The sequence below is a fragment of the Candidatus Omnitrophota bacterium genome (genome assembly GCA_028715965.1).
In the GTDB taxonomy this organism is placed as follows: domain Bacteria; phylum Omnitrophota; class Gorgyraeia; order Tantalellales; family Tantalellaceae; genus JAQUQS01.
The window spans coordinates 42340-58666 of the sequence record JAQUQS010000003.1 but is presented as its reverse complement, the minus strand read 5'-3'; the positions used below and the strand labels follow the sequence as shown (position 1 = coordinate 58666).

15 protein-coding genes and 1 riboswitch are annotated in these 16327 nt (G+C 51.8%); of the genes, 14 read left to right on the top strand and 1 reads right to left on the bottom strand.

Annotated elements, in window-relative coordinates:
• The first annotated feature begins 60 nt into the window (after positions 1-60).
• From PHH49_02525 to thiF, 12 genes are all read left to right on the top strand, one after another.
• Positions 61-330 carry a metalloregulator ArsR/SmtB family transcription factor gene (locus PHH49_02525; protein MDD5487823.1) on the top strand — a complete coding sequence of 90 codons (270 nt, stop codon included), beginning with the start codon at positions 61-63 and terminating at the stop codon, positions 328-330.
• Positions 331-387: 57 nt separating this feature from the next.
• Positions 388-2904 carry an MMPL family transporter gene (locus PHH49_02520; protein ID MDD5487822.1) on the top strand — a complete coding sequence of 839 codons (2517 nt, stop codon included), beginning with the start codon at positions 388-390 and terminating at the stop codon, positions 2902-2904.
• 22 nt (positions 2905-2926) lie between these two features.
• Positions 2927-3718: an outer membrane lipoprotein-sorting protein gene (locus PHH49_02515; GenBank protein MDD5487821.1), complete on the top strand. Its 792-nt coding sequence runs from the start codon at positions 2927-2929 to the stop codon at positions 3716-3718.
• Positions 3719-3728: 10 nt separating this feature from the next.
• Complete coding sequence (locus PHH49_02510; GenBank protein MDD5487820.1) at positions 3729-5021, top strand: hypothetical protein; 1293 nt, start codon at positions 3729-3731, stop codon at positions 5019-5021.
• 20 nt (positions 5022-5041) lie between these two features.
• Positions 5042-5230: a DUF2892 domain-containing protein gene (locus PHH49_02505; GenBank protein ID MDD5487819.1), complete on the top strand. Its 189-nt coding sequence runs from the start codon at positions 5042-5044 to the stop codon at positions 5228-5230.
• A gap of 42 nt (positions 5231-5272) precedes the next feature.
• Complete coding sequence (locus PHH49_02500) at positions 5273-6220, top strand: mechanosensitive ion channel (GenBank protein MDD5487818.1); 948 nt, start codon at positions 5273-5275, stop codon at positions 6218-6220.
• Positions 6221-6311: 91 nt separating this feature from the next.
• Positions 6312-7715 carry a citrate/2-methylcitrate synthase gene (locus tag PHH49_02495; GenBank protein MDD5487817.1) on the top strand — a complete coding sequence of 468 codons (1404 nt, stop codon included), beginning with the start codon at positions 6312-6314 and terminating at the stop codon, positions 7713-7715.
• Positions 7716-7719: 4 nt separating this feature from the next.
• Positions 7720-7829, top strand: a riboswitch (TPP riboswitch).
• Between the two features lie 59 nt (positions 7830-7888).
• Complete coding sequence (gene thiE, locus PHH49_02490) at positions 7889-8530, top strand: thiamine phosphate synthase (GenBank protein ID MDD5487816.1); 642 nt, start codon at positions 7889-7891, stop codon at positions 8528-8530.
• A gap of 1 nt (position 8531) precedes the next feature.
• Positions 8532-8732, top strand: coding sequence for a sulfur carrier protein ThiS (gene thiS / locus PHH49_02485; GenBank protein ID MDD5487815.1), 201 nt, complete (start codon positions 8532-8534; stop codon positions 8730-8732).
• Positions 8732-9517, top strand: coding sequence for a thiazole synthase (locus tag PHH49_02480; protein ID MDD5487814.1), 786 nt, complete (start codon positions 8732-8734; stop codon positions 9515-9517). The genes thiS and PHH49_02480 overlap by 1 nt, the downstream gene beginning before the upstream one ends.
• Entirely contained in the window at positions 9507-10607 is a 1101-nt protein-coding gene (gene thiH / locus PHH49_02475; protein ID MDD5487813.1) for a 2-iminoacetate synthase ThiH, read from the top strand. The genes PHH49_02480 and thiH overlap by 11 nt, the downstream gene beginning before the upstream one ends.
• Before the next feature lies 1 nt (position 10608).
• Positions 10609-11238, top strand: a complete 630-nt coding sequence (thiF, locus tag PHH49_02470) for a sulfur carrier protein ThiS adenylyltransferase ThiF (protein ID MDD5487812.1) — start codon at positions 10609-10611, stop codon at positions 11236-11238.
• 7 nt (positions 11239-11245) lie between these two features.
• Here thiF and PHH49_02465 read toward each other — a convergent pair whose 3' ends face one another.
• Complete coding sequence (locus PHH49_02465) at positions 11246-12082, bottom strand: GGDEF domain-containing protein (GenBank protein MDD5487811.1); 837 nt, start codon at positions 12080-12082, stop codon at positions 11246-11248.
• A 197-nt stretch (positions 12083-12279) separates the two neighbouring features.
• Between PHH49_02465 and otsB the strand changes: the two genes are divergently transcribed.
• Both otsB and PHH49_02455 read left to right on the top strand, forming a co-directional pair.
• Positions 12280-13902 carry a trehalose-phosphatase gene (otsB, locus tag PHH49_02460; protein ID MDD5487810.1) on the top strand — a complete coding sequence of 541 codons (1623 nt, stop codon included), beginning with the start codon at positions 12280-12282 and terminating at the stop codon, positions 13900-13902.
• Positions 13895-16327: a glycosyl hydrolase family 65 protein gene (locus PHH49_02455; GenBank protein MDD5487809.1), complete on the top strand. Its 2433-nt coding sequence runs from the start codon at positions 13895-13897 to the stop codon at positions 16325-16327. Before otsB ends, PHH49_02455 begins: the two co-directional genes overlap by 8 nt.

Genomic DNA, 16327 nt, shown 5'->3' with positions numbered 1-16327 from the left:
AGCTTGACAAATCTATCGCTTTATCATAATATTACGATAAAGCGATAGAAGGAGCGCGTAATGGGTATAGACAACGAGAAGGATAGTGACATACTGAAGGCCATGGCCCATCCTGTAAGGCTGAGGATGATAAGGGGGCTCTTGGCCCATGAATGCAACGTCAACAGTATAGTGGGTGAACTGGGCCTGCCACAATCCACGGTATCACAGCACCTAGCCATACTGAAAAGCCGCGGTATAATCGCCGCAAAAAAGGATGGCGTCAGGACATGCTACAGGGTCATTGATAAAAGGGTAGCCGCGCTGGTCAAGGTCCTTGACTCCAGGTAGGACAGGGTGTGATAGGGGACGGCATGGATTTAACGCGCGCGTGAAAAGTGGGGGAATATGTTCAAAAAACTTATAGAGTTCTCGGTAAAAAGACCGCGTCTTATCATGGGTATAGTAGCGGTCATGATAGTCGCCAGCCTCGCGCAGTATCCGAAGATAAAGGTGGATACCGATCCGGAGAACATGTTGCCGGATAATGAAGCTGTCAGGGTGTTCCATAACAACGTAAAAAAAGAGTTCGGATTATACGATTTTATAGTCCTGGGGATAGTGAACGACAAGGACCCGGCCGGGGTGTTCAACCCCGGTACGCTGGAAAAGGTCTATAACATAGCCGGCGCCGTGCAAAAAATGAACGGGGTAATAGCGTATGAACTGATAAGCCCTACGACGAAAGACGACATAATGCAGGACGGCGTAGGGACCGTGAGGTTCCAATGGCTGATGGGGCCACCGCCGTATACCGTGGAGAGATCCGATGAAATACGGGAAAGGGCGATGGAGAACCCGCTTTTTTACGGGACGATAATATCCGAGAACGGAAAGGCGTTGTGCCTTTACATCCCGATAAAAGCCAAGAATATGAGCTATCGCATATCCCGCGAGATAAGGTCCATAACGGACGGATATAAGGGCGAGGAGAAGTATTATATAACCGGGCTCCCGGTGGCCAATGATACGTTCGGGTTCGAGATGTTCGTGCAGATGGCGGTATCCGCGCCCGCGGCCATGCTCATAATCTTCATACTGATGATGCTGTTCTTCAGGAAGATAAACCTGGTCCTGGCCCCGATCATCCTGGCCGGTATAACCGTCATAGTCACCATGGGGCTCCTTATCGGTATGGGGTTCACGGTACATATCATGAGCTCGATGATACCCATATTCCTTATGCCGATAGCGGTGCTTGACTCAGTGCACATACTGAGCGAGTTCTATGAAAAATATAAGAAAAGTAGCGACAGGAAAGAGGCGATACTATGGACCATGGATGATCTTTTTATGCCGATGCTCTTTACTTCGCTCACTACCACGGCCGGCTTTCTGTCGCTGGCTTTCGCGCCTATCCCCCCGGTACAGGTCTTCGGTGTTTTCGTGGCCATAGGAGTAATGCTGGCGTGGATACTGACAATGACGTTCATACCGGCGGCCATATCGCTCATGCGGCCCGAAAGTTTCAAGAATTTCGGCGTAAGCGAAGAACACGCCGAGTCAGGAATAATGAACGCGTTACTTAGCGCCATCGGCAGGTTCTCCGTCAACCGGTGGAAAGCCGTACTTATAGGCACGCTGGCAATAGTCATCGTTTCCCTGTACGGGATAACGCGCATAGTAATAAATGACAATCCGGTGAAATGGTTCTCCCCTAAACACGAGATACGGATAGCCGACAAGGTGCTTAACGAGCATTTCGGGGGGACTTATACGGCATATCTTGTCATGACGTCGGATGGGCCTGAAAAGGAGCTCTTCAAGGACCCGGAGATGCTTAGATACGTCGAAAGATTGCAGGCATATCTTTTGCGGAAAGGGAACGTGGGAAAATCCACTTCGCTCGCTGATCTTACCAAAAAGATATATTATGAACTCTTGGGCGGGGATAAGGCGAACAATGTTATCCCGTCCACGCGTCAGGCTGTCGCCCAGACGCTCATCTCTTTCCAGAATTCGCACAAGCCCGATGATCTATGGCATTTCGTCACCCCGGATTATTCCAGGGTGAACATATGGGTACAACTGACGTCCGGCGATAACCGGGATATGACCCGGGTGGTCAATGAGGTAAAGGAATTTATGCGGGAGAACCGTCCGCCGGAACCGGTAAAAGTGAACTGGGCGGGGCTTACCTACATTAACGTTGTATGGCAGGACCGGATGGTAGGCGGTATGCTCATGAATTTCCTGGGAAGCTTCATAATAGTTCTTTTCATGATGATATTCCTTTTCAGGTCGCCCATAAGAGGCCTTATCTCCATGATACCGCTTACGGTGACCATTGTGTTCATCTACAGCTTGCTGGGGTATACGGGTAAGAATTACGATATGCCCGTCGCGGTGCTGTCGGCGCTTACGCTCGGACTGTCCGTGGATTTCGCTATACATTTCCTGCAAAGGGCGAGGGAGATATACGCGCGTGCAGGGAACTGGCCGGATACCGCGAAAGAAATGTTCGCTGAACCGGGACGGGCCATATTGAGGAACGCGCTTATCATCTCAATAGGGTTCCTGCCGCTATTGGCGGCTCCGCTCGTACCATATAAGACGGTCGGAATGTTCATGTTCCTTATTATGGTTACATCAAGCGTGGGGACCCTGCTTATACTGCCGGCCATAATAACGGCTATGCCGAAAGTGATATTCGAAGAGGTCGCGGGACCGTTCACATGTAAATGCTCATATTGCGTACTTACGGGCGCGTTCGTGGCGGGCGCGGTCGCGTATGTGTTGGCTGGATATCTGGGGATAACGTGGAGTGCCGTAACGGCCGTTTCGGTGGTGGTTGTTGCCGTGATATCCGGCATCTGTAATATTGTCTCGCGTGGCAGGATATGTATAAAAGATCCTGCGCGATAATACTATTATCCGGAGGTGTAAAATGAAGAACATCATGTCGATATGCGTGGTAGTGGCGCTTGTCCTGTCGGCAGGGCATGTAAGGGCCGCGGAAGTGGACGACATAGTCGCTAAGGCTAATGAGGCGATGTATTACCAGGCGGGCGACGGCCGTGCGGACGTAAAGATGACGGTTACGGATTCCCTGGGACGGACAAGGGAAAGGGGCATGACCATACTTCGCAAGGATACGGGCGTGGACGGGAAACAGAAGTATTATGTTTATTTTCACCAGCCTGATGACGTGCGTGGGATGACATACCTTGTCTGGAAGAACGTGGGGACCGATGACGACAGGTGGCTGTATCTCCCGGCGCTTGACCTGGTGAGAAGGGTGGCCGCGAGCGACAAAAGGTCGAGCTTTGTAGGCACGAATTTCGCTTACGAGGATATATCGGGAAGAGGTACGGAGGAGGACGGGCATACGCTTCTCGGCGAGGAGAACGGGATGTACAAGATAAAAAGCGTGCCTAAGGACCCGGGCTCTGTCGAGTTCTCATACTTTATCACCTGGGTGGACATGAACGACTTCATTCCGCGTAAGGCGGAGTATTATGACAAGAACGGGACACTTTACAAGACGATCGAGGCCCTTGAGGTAAAGGATGTGGGAGGGTTCCCCACCGTGGTCAAGATGAAGGCGACCGACTTTAACGCGGGGTCAAATACCGTGTCGGAATTCTCGGACGTGAAGTATGACCTGGGAACAGATGAGAATATATTTTCGGAAAGGTTCCTGAGAAGACCGCCCAGACAATACATAGATAAGCAGTAAAGGAGGGGAATTGGGGAATAACGCCGGAATGAAGAATATGGCCCTGGCCATATTGCTATCCGCGCTCTCTGTGGGCGTGGCGAACGCCGTGGATATCCCGGAACTGCACGGGTTCCTTGAGGAGGCTTTCGCGCCCAGGTTCGGGGAGGATAATACAGCCCATCGGCAGTTCAATATGGCCGAAGGCAGGCTCCAGCTCAAGACGAAATATTATGTAAAAGGGGACAATATCCTTGCCGACTGGCAGACGGTGCTCACCGCGAAGGCGGATCTTGTCCTGGATATGTATTATGGAGGTAAGGTGGTCACCGATCTTCGTGAACTTAACGCGGTGATGACGCCTATGGATATCATGGACCTGAAAATAGGGCGCCAGGTGCTTACCTGGGGTACCGGGGATTATCTTTTCCTGAACGATCTTTTCCCGAAGGATTACGAGTCTTTTTTCATCGGCAGGGACGACGAGTATCTCAAGGCGCCGTCAGACGCGCTTCGTGTAATGCTCTATCCGGAATGGTTCAATGTGGATGTCGCGATCATACCTTTTTTCCGGCCGAATATACTGCCTGACGGCCAGAGGGTAAGTTTCTTCGACAGCTTTCAGGGGGGTATCGCGGGACGTAATTCCCACAGGACGCTGGACGAACCGGCCAGGCAGTTCAGGAATTTCATATACGCCGGCCGTATATACAGGAATTTCTCGAGCTACGAGGCCGCGCTTTACTATTACCGGGGGTTCGACCCCAGCCCCAGGAGCTATAAGGATGAGGCGGCCATGGAGCTTTTTTACGAGCGTCTTGACGCGTATGGCGCCAGTGTGAGGGGGCCTGTCATGGGCGGGATAGGTAACGCTGAAGTATCATATTATTATTCCCCGCAGGATAACGCGGGTAAGATCCGGACCGTGCAGAACTCCATGGTGAAATACCTCGTGGGGTATGAGAAAGATATGGGGGGTGACCTCAGGATATCGGCACAGTATTATCTGGAGGAAACGCTGGATTATGACGAATACAGAAAAGCGCTTCTACCGAACGATTACAGGTGGGATGAGTTCAGGCATACCATTACCGGGCGAATAACGAAATTACTGGCTAACCAGACCGTGAAGCTTTCGCTTTTCACGTTCTTTTCACCGTCGGACCTGGACGTTTATACCAGGCCGTCGATCACGTGGAACGCCACGGATTCGTGGACTCTTACCATAGGCGCTAACCTGCCGTGGGGTAAGGATCCCTGGACGGATTTTGGGAGCGATCAAAAGAACAAGAACGTATATGTACGGCTAAGATACAGTTTTTGAGACGCCGGGAGGAGGTATTTATGACGATGGGAAGCATGTTAAGGGGGATAGCCGGGTTCTTTATATTACTAAGCCTGGTGCTGGCGTATTATGTCGATGCCAGATGGCTGTGGTTCACCGCCTTTGTGGGACTGAACCTCTTGCAGTCAGCTTTCACTGGCTGGTGCCCCATGATGGCGATACTTAAGAAGGCGGGCATCAAGGATTGAGTGAATAATATTCTCGCGGAATAAAGGAAAAGGGAGGTTATCATGAGGAGCCGGTCAAGTATCTCAAAAATTATAGCGGCGATGGCGTGTCTCTTAATGCCGTCCGTAATGGCGAACGCCCAGGACGCCGTAGCCAGTGCCGGGACCGCGTTACAGGACAAGATAGATACCGCGAAGAAACTGATGGATACGCTGATAGAATTCTGCGTCAAATACAGTTTCCAGGTGCTGGGCGGCATCATAGTCATATTGTTGGGGTTCCTGGCCGCCAGGATAATCAGCAGGCTTTTCGGTGAGTTCCTGAAAAGTCACAATGTGGACGTGACCATATCCAAATTCCTCGTCAGCATAGTGAAGATGCTCGTTATCGCGTTCGCTTTCCTGATAGCCCTGGGGAGTTTCGGCATAACGATAGCCCCGTTCATAGCGGGCCTCAGTGTCATAGGTTTCGGCGCGAGTTTCGCCGTACAGGGCCCGCTTTCCAACTACGCGGCAGGTATTACGCTCATATTCACCAAACCGTTCAAGGTGGGAGACATAGTGGAAGTAAGCTCGGTGGCGGGTACGGTGATGGACATGACGCTTGCCAGGACCGAACTAAGGACCATTGACGGCACCACCATCTATATACCCAACAAGAACATAATCGGCGAGGTGATACATAACTTTACGGAATTCAAGAAACTGGACCTTACCATCGGCGTAAGCTATGATACCGATATGGGCAAGGCTATCAATATCATCAAGGAAGTGGTAAGGGGAGACGATCGCATAGCGGCCCAGCCTGAGCCTAAAGTCGGTATCTCCGAATTCGCGGATTCAAGCGTCAATATATATTGCCGTCTATGGTGCAAACCGGGGGTCTACTGGGATGTCATGTTCGACGTGAACAGAAAGGTGTTTGACGCGTTCGCGAATAACGGTATCACTATACCTTTCCCGCAAAGGGATGTGCATATTATAGGCGGAACAGGGGAAAAAATAGCTTGAAAAGGGCCCTTTTTTCGCTGTCCAGGCGGGTTTTTGCCGGATAAAGATATTTTTTGACAAAGAAGATAATATATTATACTATAAGGCTCTTATGGACGAATTACACATGAACACGAAAGATATAACGGCCCTGGTGCTCGACGCGGCCAAAAAAGCCAGGAAAGAGACCAGTGGAGAGGGCGGGTACGCCTCCAGGACGTCTATTGCCTGGCCGGTCAATTGCATAGTCGGCCCCGGGCTCGAAGGCGCCATAGCGTGCGAAAGCAAGATAGGGTATGTTAACGGCGTTAAGGGGGCCTTGATATACAGGGGCTACGACATATTCGACCTTTGCGCGTATTCCACGTTCGAGGAAGTATCGTATCTGCTTATTTTCGGTAAGCTCCCCACGAGCGCTCAACTTAATGGGTTTAAAAAGGAGCTGATCGAGGCACGTAAGATAACCGAGACCCTGCGCATGCTTATGGGGTTCCCGGTGGAAAAGATGAAAGCCATGTCCGCGCTCAGGATGGGAACGAATTTCCTGAGGCACGAGTTCTCCTACATAGATCAGGACGATCATGAAATTGACCTTAAAAGCGTGATAGGCTCCGATGAGGACTCTATCCCGATGGAAACGGTGCCTCGCGGGGAAAAGCACGCGATATACGAGTTCAAGAGGAAAAAACGTCGAAAGACCAGTTCCAGGCATCTCCATTCAGCCGCGGGATATAAGTCGTGTTACAGCCTCATATCGGGCATAGCCTGCATAGCGGGCGCGGTGAACCGCCTGAGGGAAGGGAGGCTTCCGATAGAGCCGCGTGAGGACCTTAGCCATGCCGGCCATCTCCTCTATATGATGACAGGCAGGATGCCGACACCGGCGGAGGAACGCATCATGGACATATCGCTTATACTTCACGCTGATCACGGCATGAACGCGAGCACGTTCGCGGCCATGGTGGTAGCGTCGACACTTTCAGACCTGTATTTTTCCGTAGGCGCCGGTATAGCCGCGCTTAACGGGCCGCTTCATGGCGGGGCCAACGAGCAGGTCATCCGTATGCTCCAGGAGATAGGGAGCGTTGATAACGTGAAACCATGGTTCCAACGGGCCCAGCTGGAGAAGCGGAAGATAATGGGCTTCGGGCACAGAGTATATAAAGCCTATGACCCGAGAGCCAGGGTGCTGAGGCCGATGGCGGAATATCTTGCCGCGAGCAATAAGGAAGCGGCAAAGCTTTTCAAAATAGCCGGGTCCCTGGAAAAGATAACGGTGTCCAGCCTCGGGAAAGAAAAGAAGATATTCCCCAACGTGGATTTTTACTCGGGCATACTTTACCAGGCGCTCGGGATATCGCCCCATATGTTCACACCCATATTCGCTGTAAGCCGGGTGTCAGGATGGGCGGCAAGGGTCATGGAGTATATGCAGAATAACAGGATATTCCGCCCGCGTGCCATATATTCCGGTACTTTTGACGAGAAATACGTGCCGATACGGAATCGGCGCTGAAATCATGTACATACCGGGGAGGGCGTGTTACGCCCTGAGAGTTCCGCTTGTGAGCGGATTACCCTTTTTACCTGATCTGGATAATGCCAGCGTAGGGAAACGCATAGAATGATCCGTAACAACGGCCCTGGCTGAAGCGCAGGGCCGTTCGTTTTATAAGAGAAAAGGAAAAGATGCCCCGCATAAAACCATACAGTCTATACCTTGTGACAAGCCAGGAGTATTCCGCCGGCAGGGGCACTCCGGACGTGGTAAAGCTCGCCGTGAGTTCCGGGGTGGATATCGTGCAGCTCCGGGAGAAAGGCCTCGGGCCAGGGGAGCTCCGGCGCATGGGAAGGGAAGTGGGAAAAATATGCGCGGAGAACGGTGTGATCTTCGTGGTCAACGATGATCCGTATCTCGCGAAAGAACTGGGCGCCGACGGTGTACATCTGGGGCAGGAGGATATGGCCAGATATACGCTTCCCGCCGTGAGGGAGGTCATCGGTCCCGGCTGTATAATAGGCGTGTCCACTCATTCAATAGAAGAATTCCGCGTAGCGGTTGAAAGTGACATAGACTATATAGCTTTTGGCCCTATTTTCGCCACGCAGACCAAGGATTATACGATCGGTACGGCGGATATCACGCGCGTAATGGATATGGCACGAAAACCGGTGGTCTTTATCGGGGGGATAAACTCCGCGAACATGAGTGAGGTGCTGGAACGTGGCGGACAGAACATAGCCGTTATAAGCGAAATAACCTCTTCCAGGGATATACGAGCCAAGGTGCGGGAGCTCAAGAACAGGATGGAATTTTATAGAGGACGGTAATATGGTAGTGAACATAAACGGTGAACAGGAGGTCATGCCCGATGGTACGGATCTTTACGGTATCATTACGGGAAAAGGGCTGGAGCCCGACAAGGTGCTGGTCGAACACAATCTCGAGATAGTGCCGCGTGAAAAATGGCGGTTTACCAAAGTTAACGAGGGAGATAACGTGGAGATATTCGCCTTTGTAGGAGGTGGCTGATGGATCCGGATCAATTCGAGATGGGCGGTTATGCCTTGAGGAGCCGTCTTCTCATAGGGACAGGTAAATTCAGGGATAAATCCTTTGTGAGGGAGGCCGTAGAGGCCTCGAACGCGGCTATGGTGACGGTAGCGGTCCGGCGCATAGATCCAGGCTCAAAAGAAGAGAACATACTAGAGCATATTCCCGGGGGATGTATATTGGTGCCTAACACTTCCGGGGCGCGTAACGCCGGAGAAGCGATACGTATAGCGCGTATATCCAGGGCGGCCGGATGTGGGGAATGGGTGAAGATCGAGGTGATCCCGGACAATAAGCATCTTCTCCCCGATAACCTGGAAACGTTAAAGGCTGTGGATGCGCTTGCGAAAGAAGGGTTCAAGGTACTGCCTTACATGAGCCCGGACCTCGCGATGGGCCGGAGAATGGCGGAAGCCGGTGCCGTGGCGGTAATGCCGTTAGGCGCCCCCATAGGGACGAACAGGGGGTTCAGGACAGAGGAACTTGTACGCATAATGGTACGTGAGATAAAAGTGCCGGTCATAGTGGATGCCGGCCTGGGCAGGCCATCCGACGCGGCAAAATGTATGGAGATAGGGTGCGCGGCCGTGCTCGTCAATACGGCCATTGCCGCGGCGGAAGACCATGTTAAGATGGCCGGGGCCTTCGCTATGGCCGTAGCCGCGGGAAGGGCGTGTTTTCTATCCGGGCCGGGAGAACTCCGGGAACAGGCGGAAGCCTCATCGCCTCTTACCGGTTTTTTGAGGGGGCAGGATGACGTTTGATACTTTCCTGAAAGGGAAAAAGGACGTTCTCGAAGGTAAGGAGCCCGGCGTTGACGACGTGATCCGCGCTTTGGATAGTGATGAAAGGTCGGAACGTGATCTCGCGGCGCTTTTATCCACTTCCGCGGTGCCGTACCTGGAGGAAATGGCCCAGCGCGCCCATGTGTCCACCGTGCACAATTTCGGCAGGACCATACAGCTTTATACCCCGTTATATCTTTCCAATTATTGTTCGAACGATTGTGTGTATTGCGGTTTCAACCTGAGGTCCGGTATAGAGCGGAAAAAGCTTGAACCGGACGAGGTAGTAAAGGAGGCCGGTCTTATAGCTTCTACCGGCCTCAAGCATATACTGCTTCTTACCGGCGAGTCCAGGGAGCACAGCCCGGTTCCCTACATAAGGGAATGTGTACGTGGCCTGAAAGGCTCTTTCGCCTCTATTTCCATAGAGGTTTACGCGCTGGAGGAGGAAGAGTACGCTGATCTTATCGCCGAGGGCGTGGACGGTCTTACGATATACCAGGAGGTATATGACAGGAACATATACGCGGCATTGCATAGGTCCGGACCGAAAAGGGATTATGATTTCAGGCTAGAAGCCCCGGAAAGAGCGTTACGTGAACGCGTGAGAACGGTTAACATCGGGGTACTGCTCGGCCTGAACGACTGGCGTAAAGAGGTCCTTACTTTGGCTCTACACGCCGCGTATCTCCAGGATAGATACGGTGAGGCGGAGATCAGTGTATCGCTTCCCAGGATAAGGCCGCAAGTATCCGGTTTTGAGGCGGCACAGGTGGTCTCGGACCGGGATATGGTGCAGATAATGACGGCGCTCAGGCTTTTTCTTCCCCGGGTCGGGATAACTCTTTCTACGAGGGAAAGGTCCGGGTTCAGGGACAACGTCCTTCCTTTGGGCGTGACAAGGATGTCCGCGGGGTCTACGACCGGTGTGGGGGAACGCATATATGGTCCGGGGAAAGCCAGCTCACGGCAGTTCGAGATATATGACGTGAGGGGAGTAGGGGAAATGATGGAGATGTTAAGAGGGAAAGGGTACCAGCCGGTACTCAAGGATTGGGTTACGGCCTGAGATGAAAAGTTTTCGAGAAGAGGTCATATCGCTACTGGGCAGGGAAGGGTTCGAAAGGGTCTCTTCCGCCAGGATAGGGATAGCGGGGGCCGGCGGGCTGGGCTCAAATTGCGCCATGAACCTGGTGAGGTCCGGTTTCAACGATATACTTATTGTGGACCATGATGTAGTGGAAGTGTCCAACCTGACCAGGCAGTTCTATTTTCGTGACCAGGTGGGGAAAAATAAAGTTGACGCCCTCAAGGAGAATTTGCTCCTTATCGATCCCGATCTTGATATTAAATGTGAAAAAACAAGACTTTCCGCCGATAATATAACGGACATATTCGCAGACAGGGAAGTGGTCGTGGAGGCCCTGGATAAAGCGGAGGAAAAGAGCATGCTGGTGTCGGAATTCGCTTCTTCGGATAAGTTCGTGGTCTCCGTTTCCGGGATAGCCGGATATGGCAGGAGCGATGAGATAAAATTGCGCAGGATCGGTACGAACCTGGTGATGATAGGCGATATGTTGTCCGATGTCAGGGAAGAGCATCCGTTCTCCCCGCGTGTTAACATCGCGGCCGCGAAACAAGCGGATGTGGTCCTGGAATACGTGCTTTCAGACAGATACGGCACCCCGGGCAGGTCATAACGTAATATCACTTCCTGCCGCGTTGGATGTCGCTTATTTCCGATTTCTTGAGGTATATCGAGCCGCGTCCTTCAGCCAGTTTCATGCTCAGCACCAGGTCGGTGTCGGTCTCTTCTGTTATGGTACCTTCCATGACGTTCCCGTTCTTCAACGTGATCGTGTCCTGGTACTGGATCTTCTTGAAGAATGGTATTTTGGATATGATATCCGTACCCGATAACTTTTCCATGACCATCTTTTTAGCGGGTTCGAACTGGGACAACATTGTCATGGAGCCTATGAAGGCGGCTAACAGCAGTAGCCTTGTAAAAAAGTATTTCAGGTGCAGGAAATGTATCTTGCCCGCCAGCACGATCAGGTTCCGGCCGTGTTTTTTGGAGAAATACATGGCGGAATCGGCCTTTTTTATAAGCCCGTCCCTTGTCGTAGAGTCTTTCGGGAATATCGATATGCCACAGCTTGTCCGGACCTTGAAGAGCTTGTTCTTGTAGAGGAAAGGCCGGCTAGCCATGTTGCGTTTGAATTGAGCTATCTGTTTTACGGCTTCCTTCGCCCCTGTTTCGGGAAGTAGTATGACGAACTCGTCCCCGCCGTAACGGCAGAGGCCCCGTATGTTCTTCTGGAAAGACAGGCGCAGGTTACTTGCCACGTATCTTAACAGCTGGTCCCCGCAGTCATGGCTGTATGTATCGTTGTATCTTTTGAACTTATCCAGGTCGAAAAAAGCTATCGAAAAGTATTTCTTTTTAAGACGTGAGTCCAGAAGCGTTTCGTCAAGATATTGGAGGAACGGTTTCCTAAGGGAAAGCCCGGTCAGGAGGTCTTTTTCCGCGTGTATCGCCACTACAGTTCTCCTTTCTTTTGATACGTTAATTATACCATCTGACACACAAAAACAAAAATCCTTTAAGATGCCAGCGTATAACAGCCGGCTGTATGGTTGGACAAAGTATATGATTTATGATATTTTAATAATATAAAAATTTCTAACGCCTGACAAAAGCGAACCATAAAATCCCCACCAGAACAGGAAGGCTTGATATGGAAAATAACATGTTCGATGTGGTCGTCTTCGACATGGACGGTGTGATAACCAGGACCGCGCTGGTCCACGGTAAGGCCTGGAAAGCGTGTTTCGACGAATACCTGCGCCTCCGGGAAAAAAGGGATAACGAGCCTTTCCGTGAGTTCACCCACGAAAATGACTATCTTCCTTATGTCGATGGAAAACCCAGATATGAGGGCGTGAAAAGTTTTCTGGGGTCGCGTGGCATAAAGATACCATACGGTGAACCTTCCGACGGACCGGATAAAGAAACGGCATGTGGTCTTGGCAATCGCAAGAACGAGATCTTCGTGGAGATACTCGAAAGGGACGGCGTAGGGGTATATGAGAGTACCATTGAACTCATCAAAGAGCTCAATGCCGCCGGGATAAAGACCGGGGTAGCATCCTCTTCCAAGAATTGTGAGCTCATACTCAAGAAGGCCGGTGTGCAAGGACTGTTCGGCTCCAGGGTGGACGGGGTGATCTCCGCCAGGCTTTCCCTCAAAGGTAAGCCGGAAGGCGATATCTTCGTCAGGGCAGCCCGCGAATTGGGCGCGGAACCGGCACGGTCCGTTGTGGTAGAGGACGCGGTGTCGGGAGTACAGGCCGGGCGTAATGGCGGGTTCGGTATGGTGATAGGCGTAGCCCGCGAGAACAACACCGATGATCTTCTCTCGAACGGCGCGGATGTCGCGGTAAAGGACCTGGAGGAAATAGGCGTTGATTGCATACGTAAATGGTTCATGCGGGAACCCAGACCGCTTTTCGCGTGTTGGAGCGACGCGGCTGGCGCGCCATATGACGGACGCACTTGTAGGGATACCTGTGGTATCGGTGGCGTACTTAATCCCGTTTACACCCGTACCGCCGACAAAGCATTTTTTTCCGGGAAAGAGCCTGTTTTTTTTCTGGATTATGACGGTACGCTTACTCCGATAGTGGACAGGCCTGATATGGCCGTAGTGTCCGGGGATATGAAAGCAACCGTTGAAGCGCTGGCTAAAAGGTATAAAGTGGCCGTGGTGAGCGGGCGCTTCAGGGAGGATGTAGAAGGTCTCTTGGGTGTAAAAGGTATATTTTACGCGGGGAGTCACGGACTCGATATATCCGGGCCGGGGTTCAGCATGGTAGAAAAAAGGGCCAGGGAAGCGGTCCCGGCAGTGGATGAATTGATACGCGTGTTCAAGGACAGGCTGGGCGGGATTGAGGGACTGATAGTCGAGGAAAAGAAATTCAGCGTAGCCGTACATTACCGGCTGGTGGACGAAGGGGCACACCTGGCGCGTATAAGGGAAGTGGTATACGCGGAGGCCGCTAAGTATCCGACAATGAAAGTGATGGATGGGAAGAAGGTCTTTGAGGTGTTGCCCGATATAGATTGGGATAAAGGTAAAGCGATAAGATGGATCATGAACGCCCTGGATATACCATGGAACGGTGTATCTGTTATCTATATAGGCGATGATGTCACGGATGAATACGCGTTCAGGAGCATAAGGACAAGGGGGACCGGGATACTGGTCTCTACAGAGTCACGTCCCTCTTGCTCGGATTTCAAGGTAGGTACGCCGGAAGACGTGAAGGTACTTTTCAGGAAAGTGCTTGAGGATGTTTAGGAAAAGTGACAAAGAGGACAAAAGGTCAGCGTGGGGATTGACCTACGGCAACTATAAGCCCGCGAAAGAAGGGCTGAGGGAGGCTTTGTGCACGCTTGCCAACGGTTATTTCGGGACAAGGGGCGCGGCCAGCGAAACGCCCGCTTCCCGTATTAACTATCCCGCCACATATATCGCCGGTGTTTATAACAAGCTAGCCACTAAGATAGCCGGACGGAAAGTATTGAACGAGGACATGGTGAACTGTCCGAACTGGCTGTGTCTTTCCTTCAAGTTCGGGGATGGCCCCTGGCTCACTCCTGTGGGATGCAAGATACTTTCATATGAACAGGGACTTGATATGAAGAAAGGCGTATTGTCCCGGCATATGCGCCTGAAGGACAAAAACGGCCGTATTGCCGCCATAAGCGAGGAACGCATAGTGAGCATGTCCTCGCCGCATATAGGGGCCATAAGATACACCTTGGTATCCGAGAATTATGAAGGTCCGGTCACGTTGAGAACAGCGCTTGATGGGGACGTGAGGAATAGTGGCGTGGAAAGGTATGGCCAGCTCAGGAACACTCATCTTGAGGCGCTTTCCGCGGGGACTTACGGCGTCAACGGTATATATCTTTTGGTAAGGACCAGCCAGTCGAGGGTGGTCATAGCCGAAGCGTCCCGTACGCGTATCTTCCTGGCGGGCAGGGAGGAGCATGTTAATGGCAAGACGCTTTTAAGACAGAAGAAATATATAGGCCGGGAATTCTCCGTGAACGTAAAAAGGGGGCAGCCCTGTATAGCGGAAAAGACAGTAGCTATATATACTTCAAGGGATAGAGGGGTTAGCGATCCTCTTAAGGCGGCCATGCATGATATAAAAAAGACCGGAAGATTCGGGTCCCTCCTGGAAGAGCACGCGGAAAAGATGCAAAGGTTGTGGAAAGAGTTCGACATTGAGATAGATGGGGATATTTTCTCCCAGAAGGCGCTCAGGCTCCATGTGTTCCATCTTATGCAAACGGCATCCGATAACAATTACAGATTGGACATAGACGCGGGATTGCCCGCGAGGGGGTTGCACGGGGAGGCGTACAGGGGGCATGTTTTCTGGGACGAGATGTACGTGCTTCATTTGTATGACCTGAGGCTGCCGGACATCTCAAAAGCGCTTTTAACCTATCGGTACCGGCGGCTTGAAGAAGCCCGGCGCGCCGCCAGGCGCGAGGGATATCGCGGGGCGATGCTCCCATGGCAGAGCGGGTCTACCGGTGGGGAGGAAACGCAAACGCTGCATCTTAACCCGCTGTCAGGAAAATGGGGGCCTGATCACAGTCATTGCCAGAGGCATGTTTCTTTCGCCGTAGCATATAATTTCTGGAAACACTGGGAAAGGACCAGGGATATGGATTTCCTGGAAGGATACGGCGCCGAGACCATCATTGCGATCGCCCAGTTCGGCGCGAGCCTGGCCAAGTTCAGTAAGGACGATGGCAGGTATCATACTTCGGGATTAATGGGTCCGGACGAGTTCCACGAGAAGATGCCCGGGGCCAGGAAGACGGGATTCAGGGATAACGCGTACACCAATGTGCTTATCGTGTGGACGCTTATGCGCGGACTGGAAGTAATGGGTATGATATCAGATGCGAAGCGTGAAGAGATAATGAGGAAATTGAGGATAACCCGCAAGGATGCGGCCAGGTGGGACGATATAACGAGGAAGATGAACGTTGTTATTGATGAGCGGGGTATAATCGCGCAGTTCGACGGATACTTCTCCCTTAAAGAACTTGACCTTGAGGCCTACCGCGCTAAATACGACAATATCAAGCGCATGGACCGCATACTCAAGGCGGAAGGGAAGTCGCCCGACAAGTACAAGCTGGCGAAACAGGCCGATGTGCTTATGTTATTCTATATTTTTGAACCGGCGGAGATAAAGAACATATTCGCGAGACTTGGATACCGGTTCGACAGGACCATGCTCAAGGATAATTATGATCATTATGTGAAACGCACATCGCATGGGTCTACGCTCAGCAAAGTGGTCCACTGCTATATCTCGCATATCCTGGGAAGGAAAAAAGAGGCCTGGGAGTGGTACCAGTCCGTACTGGAATCCGACATTTACGATACCCAGGGCGGGACGACCCCGGAGGGTATACACGCCGGGGTAATGGGTGGATCCGTGTATATCACGGTCAAAGGTTTTGCCGGTGTACATTTTATGCGGGACAGGATAATGATAGACCCGAAACTTCCCAGAAAATGGTCACGAGTTCGGATGAACCTCAGGTACAGGGATAGTCGTATCGGGATAACTATACGGCCCCGCTATGTTGAACTGTCCATACTGGGTGGTAAGCGAACGGAGCTTACCGTTTTTGTGAACGGTAAAGAACATATCATATCGAAAGGCGCGGTCTGCAGGATACGGTCATAG